This is a genomic window from Pseudarthrobacter sp. SSS035 (genome assembly GCF_023273875.1).
GTDB lineage: Bacteria > Actinomycetota > Actinomycetes > Actinomycetales > Micrococcaceae > Arthrobacter.
Genome location: NZ_CP096882.1, coordinates 3376918 through 3392970, shown reverse-complemented (window position 1 = coordinate 3392970; position 16053 = coordinate 3376918). Strand labels below are relative to the sequence as shown.

The window sequence follows — 16053 nt, the reverse complement described above, 5'->3', positions numbered from 1 at the left end:
CAGCGTGGTGCGCTGTTGGCACTGCTGACGCTAACGGGCTTGCTGTATGTGTGGGGCCTGGATCATAACGGCTGGGCGAACTCGTACTATTCTGCGGCAGCCATGGCAGGTTCACAGGACTGGACAGCTTTCTTTTTCGCGTCGTCTGACCCAGGCAACGCAATAAGCGTCGATAAGCCTCCGCTCAGCCTTTGGGTGATGTCCGCGTCGGTGTGGGCCTTTGGTCTAAGTCCTTGGAGCATTCTGGTTCCGCAGGCCGTCATGGGTGTCGCCAGCGTCTATTTGCTGTACCGAATGGTTCGAACTCATGTCAGCGCTGCCGCTGGGCTCCTGGCAGCTACATTTTTCGCTGTGACCCCCGTAGCAACGGTGATGTTCCGGTACAACAACCCGGATGCGCTCCTCACATTGTTGATGATCGGAGTAGCGTCTGCGGCGCTGGAATCGATCCGCCGTAGCAGCCCCACGTGGCTCGTCATGGCCGGAGCACTCACCGGGGCAGCGTTGATGACCAAGCAACTTCAAGTAGCACTAGTGCTGCCCGCTGTGGCAGTGGCGTACCTGATCTTCGCCACTGCGCCCATCATATGGCGCACGCTTCACCTTTTGGGCGCCCTTCTCACGGCGGCCGTTACGGGGGGCTGGTGGTTCCTGCTGGTACAGCTGACACCCGCTTCCAGCCGTCCGTTCGTTGGAGGGTCACGCCTAAACAGTGCCGTGGAACTGACGCTTGGATATAACGGCTTGGATCGACTTAGCGGAGAAGACGCAAGCCGCACCATGTCCCCCAGCGCGGCGGCCAATTTGGCGGAGAAACTGGACCCGGGATTCCAGCGATTCCTTCAGCCGCAGTTCTCTGGACAATTCGGGTGGTTTCTGCCGCTGGCTATCGCTGGCCTGTGCATTGCCGTCTGGCAGGTGCGACGACGCAGCGGCAGCACGGCTTACCGAGCATTCCTTGTACTCTGCGGAGTCTGGTTGTTGTGCTCTGCCACCGTTCTGGCCTTCATGTCCGGCATCGTCCATCCGTACTACGCTCTCACGGCAATTCCCCCGTTGTGCGGTCTCGCTGCCGTTGGTCTGATGCACTTGTACCGCCTCCGTCACCGCCGGAATACGCGGATCGCGCTAGCCGCCTCTTTCCTCGGAACCATGATCCTCGGCTTCGTTTCCGCCAGTCGATCAACCGCGGATTTCCCGGGAGGCCCTGAATTCGTCCTGGTCCTGTGGTCAATTACTATCGCGCTGCAGCTTCTCCTTCCGCCCACGCCTACCCTTCGGACCATCTCCGCGGGCCTCCTCGCAGTCACGCTCATGGCGGGACCTGTACTGTGGTCCGTAAACACAGTTCTAAGCCCGCACGCGGGCGCCGGAGTCGTTTCTGGCCCAAGTATTCTGGGTATCCGAACCGACCATCCAGATCGCCAGCAACTCGGATCGGATGTGCCAGCAAGCTTCGTGGCGGTGATGTTCGGTGACCTGCCCGAAGAGGGTGTCGTTTCCCGGCTCTATGCCGCACCCACCAGCACAGAGTGGTCGGCCGCAATGGTGGGATCAGAGACTGCAGCGAACTACCAACTCGAGAGCAGGCGATCGGTGCTGCCCATTGGTGGCTTTGACGGCACGGATCCCTTCCCCACACTGGAACAGTTTCAGATTATGGTGGACGGCGGACAGGTTGGCGCATTAGTCATCCAGGAACTTCCTCCTTTGACGCTGGAGGGCCGAGGCGAGTCCGCGAGAATCGTCAGTTGGGTCAGAGCTCGCTATCCTGCGGAGCAAATCGGCGGCGCCCAGTACTACAATCTGCTTCCATAGCGAGCGCTAAAATGACCAAGTAGGGTCGGGGTTCGCGGCCATTCTTCTGCGCGCGCGTCGTGATCCGGGGTCCGGGACTGTGTCTCGAAAGCTGTTGTATTCCAAGACAGCAGTGGCGATCATTAACGGTCGACCGTATGTGTGTCGGGCACGCCAGCTTGCGGAACGTCGCCTGACCAAGCTGCACATTGCCGCACCCGCTGCGTTATGTGCTGGCGCCGTCGGAGTTGGATCCGCGGACTTTGTTCCCAGTGACACCGAATCTCCTGAATCAATACGCACGCGAGGGTCCAGAGAGCACTTAGGTGGTCCTCACGTTGTAGGTGCTGTAGTTGTCCGGTTCGGCCGTGAATTTGCCGCCTTCTGGGACAGAGAACGCATAAGAGTCCCACCTGTTAAAGCCAACTGAAAATAGGGCCATCGACCATTATGGAAGGTGATCAATTTGGATGATTGGGCGGAGATACGCCACCTGTTCTCGACAGGCAAGCACTCGAAGCGTGAGATCGGCAGGATCGTGGGAGTTTCCCGCGGAACGGTGGACCGCGCGCTGGAGTCGGACCGGGCGCCGAAGTATCCGCGGGCAGCCGGGGTATCGAGTTTTGATGCGTTTGCTCCCAGGGTGCGGGAGCTGTTGTTGAAGACGCCGACGATGCCGGCCGCGACGCTCGCGGAGCGGGTGGGCTGGTCCGGTTCCGCGTCGCTGTTCCGGGCCAAGGTCGCCGTGATCCGGCCCGAATACGCCCCGCCTGACCCGGCCGAACGTCTGGTCCACGAGCCGGGGTTCCAGGTCCAGTGCGATCTCTGGTTCCCGCACGAGCCGCTGCCCGTCGGTGAGGGCCAGACCGACACGCCGCCGGTGCTGGTGATGACCTCGGCGTTCTCGGGATTCATCCAGGCACGGATGCTGCCGTCGCGGACGACGCCGGACCTTCTGTGCGGAATGTGGACTCTGCTACAGGACGCGCAGGCGGTTCCGTCCCGGCTGCTGTGGGACAACGAGTCCGGCATCGGCAGGCGCCGGCCCACGGAGCCCGTGGCCGCGTTCGCCGGGTCCCTGGGATTGGAGATCAAGCTGCTTCCGCCGCGGGATCCGGAGTCCAAGGGCATGGTCGAGCGGATGAACAGGTTCTTCCGGCAACGCTTCATGCCGGGCCGGGACTTCCGCTCACCCGCGGATTTCAAGGGCCAGCTGGAGGGAGGACTGGCTTCCCAAGGCCAACCACCGGTACTCCCGGTCCCGCCACGGCCGCCCGGACGAGCTGATCATCCTGGACCGGGAAAGGATGCGGGAGCTGCCCCCGATTCGTGAACTGCGGGACCTGACCCGGGCCAGGACCATCATCAACCGGGAACGGACCCGGGAGATCCAGCGGCTGGAAAAGCTTCTCGAGGACGCCTGCATCAAGCTCTCCTCGGTAGCCTCGGACATCACCGGGCTCTCCGGACGGCTGATGCTCCAGGGACTCATCGAAGGCCAGCACGACCCGGGGGTCTTGGCGGAGCTGGCCCACGGGCGGATGCGGTCAAAGATCCCCGAACTCACTAACGCGCTCACCGGCCGGTTCAGCAGCCACCACCGCTACATGACGGAGCTGTATCTGCACCGGATCGATGCCCACACCGCCGACATCGACGCCCTGAGCGCAAGGATCGAGGAGGCGATCGCGCCCTTTCGCCTCGCCCGGGAACTCCTGATCAGCATCCCGGGATTCAGCACCACCCTCGCGGAGATTTTCATCGCCGAAACCGGAGCCGACATGACCGTGTTCCCCACCGCGGGACACCTGGCCTCCTGGGCCGGCACCTCCCCGGGATCCAACGAATCCGCCGGACGGGTCAAGTCCACCAAAACACGCCCCGGCAACCGATACCTCAAAGGAGCCCTCGGCATCGCAGCCCTCTCGGCAGCAAGCTCGAAGAACACGTACTTCTCCGCAAAATACGGGCGCCTCGCCGCCCGGCGCGGACCGATGAAGGCACTCGTCGCGGTCGAACACGCCATGCTCACCGCGGCCTGGCACATGCTCACCACCGGCGAACTCTACAGCGACCCCGGAGCCGACTACTTCACGCGGCAGACACCCGCCAAGACCAAGGCCCGCGCGATCGGACAGCTCGAATCCCTGGGCTACCAGGTCACCCTCGAACCCCTCCAACAGACCGGATAACTCAGCCTCGTGACGGTGACCCGCCAATTCCCCTAGTCAGGAAGACACGTCACCGCTATTTTCATGTCAGTGTCGCTTAGTTACGACTTCTTTCCGGCGACGAGCGCGATCTGTAACCGCCCTCCCGACCAATCCAGAGAGCCGGTGACTCGGGTGCTCCACAAGGCGAAAGAAGACTTCAGCTGCCAAAAGCGAGAGCGGCACTGCGAACAGCGCAACTTCGAGCGGGTTGGATGAGCGCAGTGCGAAGGTTACGGACAGCACGATAGGTTCATGAACCAGGTAGAGGCTGAAGGACCGTATTCCAAGCCAGTGGATCAGGGAATTGTTCCCCAATGCGATTGTTGGCTGCCATGCGATGAAGGCAAAGATCAGCAGTGCGCCGCCGATGGTGGCCACGGCAATGGACACCGGTAGCTGCGGGAACAGCCAACGTGAACACAGTAAAACTATTGATGCCACAAGCAGACCCGCCCAGCCCCAGCGTCCGAACTTCCGGCCCCACCGCTGCAGTACGTCCCGCCGAGCGGCAACCATGGCCCCAACGCCGAACATGGAAAGGTACACCGGAAGGGCGATGTTCATCAGGTTTCCTGCCGCGATAAGCAAAAGGAGTCCCGTAACGCCGAGAAGCCACAGGCGCCGGAAACGTAAGGCTGCGACCACATAAAGCGGCAAGAGCAAGGAGAAAAGCATCTCCCACTGGAGTGACCAGAGCGGCGAGTTGAGAGGACCGGCGCCCCGAAGCAATATGGCGTCGCCGAGCACATTCGGCGCCGCGTCATGCAGGTTCACCCAGGAACTGAATGCCGGGTCAGCCACCCGCGGAAACGCCCCGGCCATCAGCAGCGCGAAAATCAGCGAAAACCAGACCGGCATATAGATCCTGACGATGCGCTTCGGATAGTAGGCGAGCCAGTTTGGTCGAGAGGCTCGGACGAAGGGAAGAGTCAGAACGAAGCCCGACAGGATAAAGAAAACGTAGACCGCTTCCTTGCCGGCCCAGATGAGATGCAGCGGTGTAAAGGTTGTCCACCAAACCCACGATTCGAACGGCCCCACCCCGTTGCTGGCCACCGCGTCCACGAGCTGAGGCGATACCAGGAAGCAGTGGTGTACGACCACGACAAAGGCAGCAAGACCCCTCAACCCATCGAGTGACGTGTAGCGGGAGGTTGTGCGAATGCCATTGGAGTCCTCCATGCCCAAACAATAGGGGCAACGCACAGCAGCGCACCCGAGTAGTCAATACCTGTTTGTGGACCATATGTTTTCTCGCGGGCAACGGCCCTTCTACACATGCGCTCGACCGAATGTTCTGTGCCTGGCAAGAATCCATAACCCGCAAAGACCCAATCCTGCTCATTGAACTCAGGCACCAGCGCTATGTCGCCTAGAAGGGTCGAATAGCTCCTGGATCGGTGACGAGCGCCTCGCTCCCACTTGCCAGGACGCCCCCACTACCTACCCCTCAGCCCGGCCAATCGTGTGGCCTACTTGGTTTTCTGAGGCGGTACCTGTCTTTGCCAAAAAGCCTCGCCACCCGTCTTAAGCCACCCCTACTATTCGATGCATGACACCTAGCTATGGGGGCTTGGCGCTCGAAATTGTGGTACCGGTTTTCAATGAGGAAGCGGTACTCGAACACAGCATCATAAGGCTCGCCGAATACCTAACGCTCGAAATGCCTTCGACGTGGAAAATCACCATTGCGGACAATGCAAGCACTGACAAGACTCCAGTCATTGCAGCTCGGCTCAGCGAGCATTTGCCCAACGTGGAGTACCGCCGGCTGGAAGTCAAGGGACGAGGGTACGCCCTCCGGGATGCTTGGGGAGCTTCAGAGGCGAAAGTCGTTGCCTACCTGGATGTTGACCTGTCCACTGACCTCGCTGCGCTGCCACCATTGGTGGCACCGCTGTTGTCCGGGCACTCTGATATTTCCATTGGCACACGACTCGGGCAAGGCTCCCGCGTCAGCCGCGGTCCGAAGCGGGAATTCATTTCCCGTTCCTACAATTTCCTGCTTCGCCGGACCATGCAGGTCCGCTTTTCCGATGCGCAGTGCGGATTCAAGGCAATTCGCACTGATGTGGCGAGACGACTGCTTCCGCATGTTGAAGATAAAGGCTGGTTCTTTGATACCGAACTGCTGATTATTGCCGAGCGTTCCGGGCTGCGCATCCACGAAATTCCAGTCGATTGGGTGGATGACCCCGACAGCCGCGTGGACATCAAGCAGACAGCCCTGGACGACATCCGCGGCGTGGTCCGGGTGGCGTGTTCGCTGGTCAAGGGATCGATTCCCGTTCAGGCTATCTATGCCGAGCTTGGGCGGCGCCCGATCGTCCCGCCAGGCCGGCCAAGCTTCTTTGGCCAGGTCATCCGTTTCGGCCTGGTGGGAACCGTTTCAACCCTCGCTTTCGCACTGCTCTACCTGGTTCTCCAGGGCCCGTTCGGGGCGCAGCAGGCGAATTTCCTGGCGCTCCTGCTGACGGCCGTCGGTAACACCGCGGCCAACCGCAGGTTCACCTTTGGCATCAGCGGCCCGGAGAAACTGTTTACCCAGCAATTTCAAGGCTTGATTGTCTTCGTGCTGGCCTGGGCCATTACGTCGTCGTCGCTGTTGGTCCTTCATTCCGTAAACCAGGATGCTGCGCCCAGCATGGAACTTCTTATCCTGACTGCAGCCAACATCTTCGCAACGTTGATGCGGTTCGCACTTCTCCGGATCTGGGTCTTCAGGGTCCGCCTCAGTGACGAACGGTCCGCGGCCGTTGAGCTGCTGCCTATGAGGGAATCGGCACGCTGAGGACCCACGCGGCACTGGACTTCTCGTTGGCGTCAAGTACTGCTTGGTGCCGATCCATCCCCTCAGTGGGAACGGCCGGCGCTCGCAGCATTGAGCAGGAGTCAACGCCGTCCCGAGCATTCTCGGCATACGCAGTGACCATCCTAATCAGGATCAGCTGTCCGAGGACCTCCCCCGCGAGCTTTGTCGCGGTGATGTTCGGGGATATCCCGCGGCCTGGCATTGTGCAGCGTGCTAAGGAGACCGCGGAACCCGTAACCTGGGCAGCAGCAGCCATAGGCTCGGAAACGGCGGCCAACCTCCAGTTGGATAGCGGACGCGCCATTCTGCCTGTCGGTGGCTTCGATGGCACATTCCTATCCCGCGGGTCGAAGACTTCCCGGGGTGGGTGAAAGACGGCCTCGTAGGCGCCATTGTACTCAAGAACTTGCCTCCTCTGACCTTGGAAGGTCGAGGGAAAAATCAGCAAGGACAGTCGAATGGGTCAGGAGCCACTATGTGGTTGACGTGATAGAAGGCACTGAACTTTTTATGACCCGCTGAAAAGGCAAGACAGAAGCCCGCCCCGCCAATGGCGGGACGGGCTTCCATGCAAGCGGGTTTAGCGCTTGGAGTACTGCTGAGCCTTACGGGCCTTCTTGAGACCGGCCTTCTTACGCTCAATGACGCGTGCGTCACGGCGCAGGTAACCGGCCTTCTTCAGGGTGGCGCGGTTGTTCTCGGTGTCGATCTCGTTCAGTGAACGGGCGATGCCGAGGCGCAGGGCACCGGCCTGGCCGGAGATGCCGCCACCGTGGATGCGGGCGATGACATCGTAGGCGCCGTCAAGATCGAGGATCTTGAAGGGCTCGTTGACGTCCTGCTGGTGCAGCTTGTTCGGGAAGTAGTTGTCCAGCGCGCGGCCGTTGATGGTCCACTTGCCGGTGCCGGGCACGATGCGCACGCGGGCTACAGCTTCCTTGCGACGGCCAACTGCGGCGCCGGCAACGGTCAGTGCCGGGCGTTCCTTCTTCGGCGCTTCTGCTTCCGCAGGACCGCTCTCCGAGGTGTAGCTGGTCGGGTTTTCCTCAGCCACAACGGCCTCGGTGGTCTCTTCGTTCTGAGCCACGATTCTCCTTGTATAGATAAGTTGTTTGGTGGCCAGGACTACTGGGCGACCTGGGAAATTTCGAACGTCTTGGGCTGCTGGGCGGCATGCGGGTGCTCTGCACCGCGGTACACCTTCAGCTTGCCCAGCTGCTGTGCAGCGAGGGAGTTCTTGGGGAGCATGCCCTTGATGGCCTTCTCAACGGCGCGGACCGGGTTTGACTCCAGGAGTTCCGCGTAGTTGACGGAGGTCAGGCCGCCCGGGTAACCGGAGTGGCGGTATGCGCGCTTCTGCTCCAGCTTGGCGCCGGTCAGGGCTACCTTCTCAGCGTTGATGATGATGACGAAGTCGCCCATGTCCATGTGGGACGCAAAGGTGGCCTTGTGCTTGCCGCGCAGCAGGATTGCGGTCTGGCTCGCGAGACGACCAAGGACAACGTCTGTGGCGTCAATTACGTGCCACTGGCGGTTGATATCGCCGGGCTTCGGGGTGTACGTACGCACGGTTTTTGCCTCGTTCTTGTTCTGGCGTTCTTGTTTAGGTGTCACTCAAGCGTGTGCACCTACTATCTATGCGCTACCGGAACAGAGGTGAGGGCTCTATGTAACCAGTGATCCTGAAGTCCCGAATGTGCTCGTTGAGTAGTTATCCTGCAACCGGATTCTCAAGCGGGCACGCATCATCGAGAAAGGACACGCACAACGACTACCAATGTTAGCTTGAACCAGGCCTCAGGGTCAAAATGGGGTAGTCGGCCGCTCACCCTTCAATCCGCCGGCACGACGCAGGCAGGGGATGCAGTGACTTCTTGGGGCGACGCCGGCTCTTCCGGGCTGCTGTTCGTGGCCACAATCGGACTCTTGGGAATCATTCTCTCAGCCCTGACTGAGTTGCTCATCGCCAAGCATCTCCCCCGCGTCGGTCCGCTGCCTGCCATCGGCGCGAGGATTACGACGGCGGCGATCACCGCTGCCCTCTGTGCTGCGTTCGCATTCCGGTTCGGCGCCGGTCCAATTCTTCCGGCATTCATGCTTTTGGCCATACTTGGTGTCCAGCTCGCGAGAATCGATATTTCCTTGCATCTGTTGCCGAATCCCCTGGTTCTTTCGCTAATGCTGGCCGGCCTCTTTTTGTTCCTTGTGCCGATATTTTCGGGGTCGCAGTGGGCCAGCCTCCTCCGCGCATTGGCGGGCACCGCAATTCTGTTCTTCATATACCTGATTCTTGCCTTAATTTCGCCAGGCGCCATCGGAATGGGCGACGTCAAGCTGGCCGCGCCGCTCGGGCTCTACTTGGCGTACTTAGGTTGGAGCCAACTGCTCTACGGCGGCCTGCTGGGGTTTGTAATAAACGGCATTGTCACCCTGCTTGTAGTACGCACGAACCGTATTGAACGGGCCTCAGAAGTAGCTCACGGGCCCTCTATGCTCGCCGCAGCCGCTGGCGTGGCGCTCTTCATGCTCTAGTCCAAGATCGCTCCCAGGCGTCACTCCCCCCTGTTCGCTGGAGTCAATCCAAGTAGTGCTCGCTTCGTTGAATCAATTTATCTGAGTACTCACGCAATGGTTTCGAGTATGCCTTGAAAACGCGCTCAAGAAAGTCGAGTACTGCTACGCATTGTTGCTCCGGAACGCCGGTGCCAATCTTTCCTTAGCGAAGTCCAGCCGCTAAGAATCATGGGGGCAGCTGGAAATTCGTTGAAAAAAATATCCCAATCAATTTCATCGAATTAAGGAATCCGAAATGACTTCTCTTATGGTCTCAATGACTGCTTTCATTGCCGGCGTCAAGAACCGTCTCACGTCAGAAAAAGGCGCAACCATGGTTGAGTACGGCATCATGGTCGCCTTTATCGCCGTCGTCGTGATGGCTGCGGTCATCGTTCTCGGCCCGCAGATCGCCGGCCTCTTCACCCGGGTGTCAAATTCTCTCTAGGCTCCTACGCCGGCGGTGGGCGAGCACCGAATCGTTGGCTCGTCCAACCGCCGGCCCAAAATCCGTCAATAATTCAGACTTCCTGCATCCAAAGGAACAAGACATGAACGCTTTCATCGCCACCATCAGTTCCGTTTTTCATACCGCCAAGGTCCGGCTCAACTCGGACGAAAAGGGCGCCACCATGGTTGAGTACGGCATCATGGTCGCCTTTATCGCCGTCCTGGTCATGGCCGCCGTCATCATCCTGGGTCCGCAGATCGCCGGCCTCTTCACTTCAGTTTCCAACGCAATCTAGCGCTGCAGCGGCTCTGGTGGTGGCCGCTTACGTCACCACCAGAGCCCACAAACTAGGAATCGACATCAATCGGACATGCTGGGGAGATCGTTATGAAATCACGTAGGAAGGAACGAGGCGCTGTAGCAGTCGAGATGGCAATTGTCCTTCCACTGCTGCTGCTGATCCTCTTAGGAATCATAGAGTTCGGCCGGGCCTACAACGTTCAGGTCTCCCTTACCCAAGCCGCCCGCGAAGGCGCGAGGTATGCAGCCATTCACTACAACGACGCAAGCCTGGACGTCGAGGCTGCGGCACTCGGAGGGGCGCCGGCCCTTGCAGGCCTGGGGGTAACAGTGGCAGATAACGCAAGCGGCTGCCCCTCAAGTTCCGACGTCGAGGTAACGACGCGAGTGACCTTGCCGTCGCTCACCGGCTTTCTTGATGCCGGTTTCTTCGGCGCACCGCGCATCTTTCCATTGTCCATGACAGGAGTAGGGGTGATGAGATGCGGCGGCTGACCCGGCGATCTCGCAGTTCTTCAAGCAAGGTTCAAGAATCCCAAAAGGGCGCGGCATCCATCATGGTCGCCGTCCTTGTGGTGGCGCTCTTGGGCTGTGCGGCCCTGGCAGTGGATGTCGGGGCCATGTACTCGGAAAAGGCGCAGCTGCAAAACGGTGCCGACTTTTCTGCCCTAGCGGTCGCCCAGGACTGTGCGAACGGAGACTGCGGCGACTTCATGGCAACAGGGAACGAGTTGGCCAACGGCAACGCCAACGATAGTTCCAGCGGAATCGCAGCCATAACCTTCCCGGACGCCAACACGGTCCGCGTCGAAACGAACGCCCGTGAGGCTGGCTCCGGGGATGATCACTTCTCACTCTTCTTTGCCCGGGTTATGGGAATCGACACTGCGGAGATCACCGCCGCCGCTGAAGCTTCCTGGGGCCCACCGAGCATTGGTTCCACGTTGCCATGGACCGTCAGTGAGTGCGTCTTTAGAAAGCAGCTCTCCGCGAGCCAGATCGCAGAATTGGACTCCACTGGCGATTTCACCGGAGATCCCAGCGCAACCCACATTCTGCTGCGGTATGACACCAACGCACCCACCGTTCCAGGTTGCGCCGCACAAAACGGATACCGGCCTGGTGGCTTCGGATGGTTGAACGTTTCCCACGGCTGTTCGGCGGACATTGACCTTAATTCCGACGTTAACGGTCAACCCGGAAACCACTTTCCTACGGAACACGAGTGCGACGCGGTTCTGGCCACCATCATGGATCGGCCTGCGTTGATCCCACTCTTCGACTCGAATTCCGGCAACGGCAACAACACTGTCTACTCCCTAATCGGCTTCGCAGCTTTTCAAGTAACGGGCTACAAGTTTGGCGGCCCGTCAGTCACTCACGTCGATCCCGCCGCCCCGAGCTGCACAGGTAACTGCCGAGGACTTCAGGGCTTTTTTGCCCGCTTCGTTTCGCTTGGGGAGTACTCCCTGTCGCAGGGCGGTGGTCCCAACTACGGAGGCACCGTGGTGGCACTTACGGAATAACGGAACGTAGTTTCTCTCACCGATCACATCTATGAAGGAGTTACTGAAGTGAAATCACGCCTACTGGGAGGCTTAGCTGCATTGCTGTTGGCAGTAGTTGGCGCCATTCTCCTCTTTGTTTACGTACAAGGCGCGGCCGCCCGCGCCCAAGAAGGGCTTGAACCTGTAAACGTCCTCGTCGTTACTGAACGCGTTCCTCTTGGAACGAAAATCTCGGACCTCGCGGGAAAAGTCAAGACCGAGGCCCTGCCGAAATCGGCGGTGCCGGAAGGCGCTCTCGTCACGTTGGATGGCCAGGACGGTAAGGTCACCTCCGCTGGGCTTGAGCCAGGCGAGCAATTGCTGGCGGCGCGCCTCGTCGATCCCCGCGAGTTGGTCCCTGGGACCGTACCCGTACCGGACGGATTGGAAGAAGTGACCCTCCTGCTGTCGCCCGAACGCCTCCTTGGTGGCCGGCTGGAAGCAGGAGACACGGTCACTGTCTATTCATCGTTCGATAGCGGAGACCAGCCTTCCACAGGAATTCTTTTCCACGACGTCCTGATCACCGCTGTGCAAAAGGCCCCGTCCCAAACGAAAAACAGCTCAGGCTCGGGTTCTTCCGAACCCGCAGTTGAGATGCCCACTGGATCCGCCTTCATCACCTTCGCCAGAAGCGACGCCGAGGCCTCCAAACTCATCTACAGTGCCGAATTTGGACAGCTCTGGCTCGCCAAGCAGACCGACACCACCGCGAAGACCGATCCTCCCCTCACCACCTTCGGAGGGCTGTACTGATGAGCCGTTTTGTGGCCATCACAGCCGTCCGCGATTTCGAGGGACGTGTCCGCCAGGCCATCACAGGGGCGCTCCACGGCGAGCTGCAGACCCTTTCTCCCGAAGTGTTGGCAGGCGGCCCTGACGATGTCTTCAAGCAACTCAACGGGGCCCCCCCGGAGGTACTCATTCTGGGCCCGGGGGTAAGCCCTGACGATGCCCTGAAGCTGGCAACCGTCTTCGACCTTCAGTATCCCGAGATCAGCCTGCTACTCGTCGCAGAACCCAACCCCGAGCTCGTACTTAAGGCGATGCACTCGGGAATCCGAGACGTTGTCACCTCGGAGATCGGCGTAAACGAGCTTCGAGTCCTCCTGGAAAGGGCCTGTCTTGCATCTGCCAGCCGGCGCCGTGGAATGGGTCCGGCGGCTGAAGGAGGCCATGATCGAGGAAGGGTCATCGCAGTGATGTCGCCAAAAGGCGGCGTCGGCAAGACCACCATCGCGACGAATCTGGCGATCGGTCTGGGCAAAGTCGCTCCCATGAGCGTGGTCATAGTCGATTTGGACCTGCAGTTCGGTGATGTAGCGTCGGGCCTGCTCCTTGAGCCCGAACACTCGATCACGGAGGCGGTTCACGGGGCAGCGTCACAGGACTCCATGGTCTTGAAGGCGTTCCTGACCGTCCACCCTGCCGGGATCTATGCATTGTGCGGACCGAGGACGCCAGCGGAATCGGACTACATCACGGCAGACCACGTCAGCCGGCTCTTAAATCAGCTTGCCAGCGAGTTCAAGTACGTAGTGGTTGACACGGCCCCGGGACTCGGCGAGCACTGCCTGGCCACTCTTGAACTGGCGACGGACGGGGTCTGGGTCTGCGGGATGGACGTGCCCAGTATCCGCGGCCTCCATAAGTGCTTTTCAGTCCTTAGAGAACTTCAGCTACTCCCCCAGGGCCGGCACACCGTCCTGAATTTTGCCGACCGCAAGAGTGGAATAACTGTGCAGGATGTTGAAGCAACAATTGGCGTGCCAATTGATGCAGTGATTCCCCGCTCCCGGTCGCTTCCGTTCTCAACCAATCGCGGCGTACCAATACTCCAGGGCTACTCCAGGGATTCAGCCTCCAAGGGCCTCAGGAAACTGGTCGATCGGTTTGATCCGGCCTGGGTTTCTTCCACGCATAACAAACTGCACCGACGGGTGGTTGTCTCGTGAAACTGTCAGATCGCCTTTCCAAGATAAGCAACATCAACGTTGAGGTGTCCACGCCGTCCGGACCCGAAACAGAGCCACCCGTAGCTGCTCCAGTCCCGTCCTTGCTCCCGGCACCATCGTCGCCATCCCCCGTTCAGGGACTGCTCTCGACGTCGGCGTCCTCAAATGGGGGCCATTCCACGCCTGCAGTAGATGCCCTCGCCGGACTCAAGCAACGGGCCGCACAAGCGCTGTTTGAGCGCATGGGCACGCGCTTTGGTGATGCGACGTCATCCGAGGATGGACTTCGCGCCAAAGCGGTAGAAGAACTTTCAGCAGTCATCGACCAGGAACAGGTTCCGTTGTCTCCTGAAGAGCGGCGGCGGCTGATCCGCGAGATTGCGGACGAGGTAATGGGCTACGGCCCCCTGCAGCGTCTGCTTGAAGATCCGTCCGTCACCGAAATCATGGTCAACCGATTCGACCAGATCTACGTCGAACGTCAAGGGCACCTCACATTGACTGGCTCGCGGTTCAGTTCCGATGACCACCTCAGGACAGTCATCGAACGGATAGTGTCCAAAGTGGGACGCCGAATCGATGAAAGTTCGCCTTTGGTCGACGCCAGGTTGGAAGACGGCTCCCGCGTCAACGCCATCATTCCGCCGCTTGCGGTCAATGGGCCTTCGCTGACCATCCGCAAGTTTAGCCATGTGCCGTTGACTGTGCAGAATCTCATCGACTGGGGCTCTGTGACTCCGGAAATGGCTGAACTACTGAGCGCCTGCGTTCGGGCGCGCTTGAACATCATCGTTTCTGGTGGCACGGGCACAGGCAAGACGACCTTGCTGAATGTCCTGTCATCGTTTATCCCGGAAGAGGACCGCATCGTCACCATTGAAGATGCGGTCGAGCTTCAGCTACAACAGGAACACGTCGTCCGGTTGGAAAGCCGCCCGCCGAACATCGAGGGCAAGGGCGCAGTCGCAATTCGCGACCTCGTCCGCAACTCTCTTCGCATGCGTCCGGACCGGATCATCGTCGGTGAAGTTCGTGGCGGTGAGTCCCTGGACATGCTCCAGGCTATGAACACCGGTCACGATGGCTCATTATCAACCGTCCACGCCAATTCTCCCCGGGATGCGATCGCTCGCTTGGAGACCTTGGTGCTGATGGCGGGAATGGACCTGCCACTGCGCGCCATTCGGGAACAAGTGTCATCCGCCGTGGACCTGATTGTTCAAGTCACCCGCCTGCGGGATGGGTCCAGGCGCGTCACTCACGTGACCGAGGTCCAGGGGATGGAAGGCGAAATCGTCACGTTGCAAGATGCCTTCCTCTTCGACTATTCCGCTGGAATGGACGCACAAGGGCGCTTCCTCGGGAAACCAGTTCCCACCGGCATACGCCCACGATTCTTGGATCGATTCTCTGAACTTGGGATTGGTGTCTCTCCTGCGGTGTTCGGCGCTGCAGTGGCGCCTACAGGGAGGCGATAGCGGTGGATACGCCCGTCGTTTTCGTCGTGGCGGTTGCGCTTTGCCTCATCGCCCTGGTTCTAGTGATCTTCGTCGTATTCAAGCCTCGGTACGGATCAATCCCCGCGGATCGCAGGCGCCCCAGTACGGAGCCAGATCAGTCCGCAGTGTCAAAGATGTCCCAGTCAGCCGTTAGCGCAGTTGAAGGTGTCATCGGAGATTCAGGAGGGCCGTACAACCGGGAAGTACTCTACAACGCGGGCGTGAAGATGGCGCCCGCTGACTTCACCGTGGCCGTTGCCGTTGCTTCGATACTCGTGGCCGCATTCGGAGCCTTGATAACACATCCCGTTCTCGGCGTCTTGCTCGGCGTCGCGACGCCATTCCTGGTGAAAGTCGGACTCACTGTCTGCCGGGACAAACGACGGGCTAAATTTGAGACTCAGCTCACCGACACCATCCAAATGCTCATTGGTGGTTTGCGTGTTGGACACAGCGTCCTGCGCTCCGTCGAGGCCGCTGCCCAAGAGGCAGACGCACCTACCTCCGAGGAATTCCTACGTATCGTGAACGAAACCAGGATCGGCAAGGACGCACGTCAGGCATTCGATGATGTAGCCGACCGCATGGACAGCGAAGATTTCCGGTGGATCGCGCAGGCGATCCAGATCAACCGCGAAGTCGGCGGGGATCTGGCAGAAATACTCGAGCAAGTTGCGGGAACCATACGGGAACGAACCGAGATCAAGGGCCAGATTCGTTCCTTGAGCGCAGAAGGAAAGATGTCCGCTTATGTCCTGATGGCCATGCCAGTTGGGGTGGCCGTCATACTCGCCTTCATCAACCCCGGATACCTGAACGTATTCGTTGAGCATCCTATCGGCCTGGTGATGCTTGTGGGGGGCCTGCTGATGTTCGCGGTTGGCGGCTTCTGGATGAGCCGCGTCGTCAAGATCAAGTTCTAGGGG

General features: G+C 59.9%; 15 protein-coding genes and 1 pseudogene. 13 read left to right on the top strand and 3 right to left on the bottom strand.

The window, feature by feature from the left end; translation table 11 throughout:
* The first annotated feature begins 15 nt into the window (after nucleotides 1-15).
* From MUN23_RS15750 to MUN23_RS15740, 3 genes and pseudogenes are all read left to right on the top strand, one after another.
* Nucleotides 16-1818, top strand: a complete 1803-nt coding sequence (locus tag MUN23_RS15750) for a glycosyltransferase family 39 protein (protein ID WP_248759607.1) — start codon at nucleotides 16-18, stop codon at nucleotides 1816-1818.
* A 436-nt stretch (nucleotides 1819-2254) separates the two neighbouring features.
* Nucleotides 2255-3130 (top strand): IS21 family transposase, encoded by an 876-nt coding sequence (locus MUN23_RS15745; RefSeq protein ID WP_371875924.1) that lies wholly within the window; start codon nucleotides 2255-2257, stop codon nucleotides 3128-3130.
* Nucleotides 3117-3989: pseudogene (locus MUN23_RS15740) on the top strand (IS110 family transposase); the annotation flags it as partial. The gene MUN23_RS15745 and the pseudogene MUN23_RS15740, both read left to right, overlap by 14 nt.
* A 66-nt stretch (nucleotides 3990-4055) precedes the next feature.
* Here MUN23_RS15740 and MUN23_RS15735 read toward each other — a convergent pair.
* The gene (locus tag MUN23_RS15735) at nucleotides 4056-5192 is read right to left on the bottom strand and encodes an acyltransferase (RefSeq protein WP_248759606.1); all 1137 of its coding nucleotides are present in this window, start codon (nucleotides 5190-5192) and stop codon (nucleotides 4056-4058) included.
* A 370-nt stretch (nucleotides 5193-5562) separates the two neighbouring features.
* Here MUN23_RS15735 and MUN23_RS15730 point away from each other — a divergent pair, with 370 nt between their 5' ends.
* Nucleotides 5563-6801: a bifunctional glycosyltransferase family 2/GtrA family protein gene (locus tag MUN23_RS15730; RefSeq protein ID WP_248759605.1), complete on the top strand. Its 1239-nt coding sequence runs from the start codon at nucleotides 5563-5565 to the stop codon at nucleotides 6799-6801.
* A 601-nt stretch (nucleotides 6802-7402) separates the two neighbouring features.
* Here MUN23_RS15730 and rpsI read toward each other — a convergent pair.
* Together rpsI and rplM are read right to left on the bottom strand one after the other, a co-directional pair.
* Nucleotides 7403-7909, bottom strand: a complete 507-nt coding sequence (rpsI, locus tag MUN23_RS15725) for a 30S ribosomal protein S9 (protein ID WP_056344277.1) — start codon at nucleotides 7907-7909, stop codon at nucleotides 7403-7405.
* A 38-nt stretch (nucleotides 7910-7947) separates the two neighbouring features.
* Nucleotides 7948-8391: a 50S ribosomal protein L13 gene (rplM, locus tag MUN23_RS15720; RefSeq protein WP_058931751.1), complete on the bottom strand. Its 444-nt coding sequence runs from the start codon at nucleotides 8389-8391 to the stop codon at nucleotides 7948-7950.
* A gap of 297 nt (nucleotides 8392-8688) precedes the next feature.
* On the opposite strand from rplM, the gene MUN23_RS15715 reads away from it, so the two are divergent.
* From MUN23_RS15715 to MUN23_RS15675, 9 genes are all read left to right on the top strand, one after another.
* Nucleotides 8689-9354, top strand: a complete 666-nt coding sequence (locus MUN23_RS15715) for a prepilin peptidase (RefSeq protein ID WP_248759604.1) — start codon at nucleotides 8689-8691, stop codon at nucleotides 9352-9354.
* 277 nt (nucleotides 9355-9631) lie between these two features.
* Complete coding sequence (locus tag MUN23_RS15710) at nucleotides 9632-9823, top strand: Flp family type IVb pilin (protein WP_248759603.1); 192 nt, start codon at nucleotides 9632-9634, stop codon at nucleotides 9821-9823.
* Between the two features lie 103 nt (nucleotides 9824-9926).
* Nucleotides 9927-10121 (top strand): Flp family type IVb pilin, encoded by a 195-nt coding sequence (locus MUN23_RS15705; protein WP_248759602.1) that lies wholly within the window; start codon nucleotides 9927-9929, stop codon nucleotides 10119-10121.
* A gap of 92 nt (nucleotides 10122-10213) precedes the next feature.
* A complete protein-coding gene (locus MUN23_RS15700) occupies nucleotides 10214-10621 on the top strand; it encodes a TadE/TadG family type IV pilus assembly protein (protein ID WP_248759601.1) in 408 nt (135 codons plus the stop codon).
* Complete coding sequence (locus tag MUN23_RS15695) at nucleotides 10609-11652, top strand: pilus assembly protein TadG-related protein (RefSeq protein WP_256468626.1); 1044 nt, start codon at nucleotides 10609-10611, stop codon at nucleotides 11650-11652. Before MUN23_RS15700 ends, MUN23_RS15695 begins: the two co-directional genes overlap by 13 nt.
* A gap of 48 nt (nucleotides 11653-11700) precedes the next feature.
* Nucleotides 11701-12429, top strand: coding sequence for a Flp pilus assembly protein CpaB (locus tag MUN23_RS15690; RefSeq protein WP_248759599.1), 729 nt, complete (start codon nucleotides 11701-11703; stop codon nucleotides 12427-12429).
* Nucleotides 12429-13628 (top strand): AAA family ATPase, encoded by a 1200-nt coding sequence (locus MUN23_RS15685; protein ID WP_248759597.1) that lies wholly within the window; start codon nucleotides 12429-12431, stop codon nucleotides 13626-13628. Before MUN23_RS15690 ends, MUN23_RS15685 begins: the two co-directional genes overlap by 1 nt.
* Nucleotides 13625-15106 carry a CpaF family protein gene (locus MUN23_RS15680; RefSeq protein ID WP_371875923.1) on the top strand — a complete coding sequence of 494 codons (1482 nt, stop codon included), beginning with the start codon at nucleotides 13625-13627 and terminating at the stop codon, nucleotides 15104-15106. The genes MUN23_RS15685 and MUN23_RS15680 overlap by 4 nt, the downstream gene beginning before the upstream one ends.
* Nucleotides 15107-15354: 248 nt before the next feature.
* Nucleotides 15355-16050 (top strand): type II secretion system F family protein, encoded by a 696-nt coding sequence (locus MUN23_RS15675; protein ID WP_248764103.1) that lies wholly within the window; start codon nucleotides 15355-15357, stop codon nucleotides 16048-16050.
* Nucleotides 16051-16053 lie beyond the last annotated feature (3 nt).

Bases quoted from the DNA above. Each gene is read 5' to 3' on its own strand.
- MUN23_RS15675 (WP_248764103.1), top strand. From the start codon at position 15,355: ATGGCGCCCGCTGACTTCACCGTGGCCGTTGCCGTTGCTTCGATACTC.
- MUN23_RS15710 (WP_248759603.1), top strand. From the start codon at position 9,632: ATGACTTCTCTTATGGTCTCAATGACTGCTTTCATTGCCGGCGTCAAG.
- MUN23_RS15700 (WP_248759601.1), top strand. From the start codon at position 10,214: ATGAAATCACGTAGGAAGGAACGAGGCGCTGTAGCAGTCGAGATGGCA.
- MUN23_RS15735 (WP_248759606.1), bottom strand. From the start codon at position 5,192: ATGGAGGACTCCAATGGCATTCGCACAACCTCCCGCTACACGTCACTC.
- MUN23_RS15695 (WP_256468626.1), top strand. From the start codon at position 10,609: ATGCGGCGGCTGACCCGGCGATCTCGCAGTTCTTCAAGCAAGGTTCAA.
- MUN23_RS15730 (WP_248759605.1), top strand. From the start codon at position 5,563: ATGACACCTAGCTATGGGGGCTTGGCGCTCGAAATTGTGGTACCGGTT.
- MUN23_RS15685 (WP_248759597.1), top strand. From the start codon at position 12,429: ATGAGCCGTTTTGTGGCCATCACAGCCGTCCGCGATTTCGAGGGACGT.
- MUN23_RS15705 (WP_248759602.1), top strand. From the start codon at position 9,927: ATGAACGCTTTCATCGCCACCATCAGTTCCGTTTTTCATACCGCCAAG.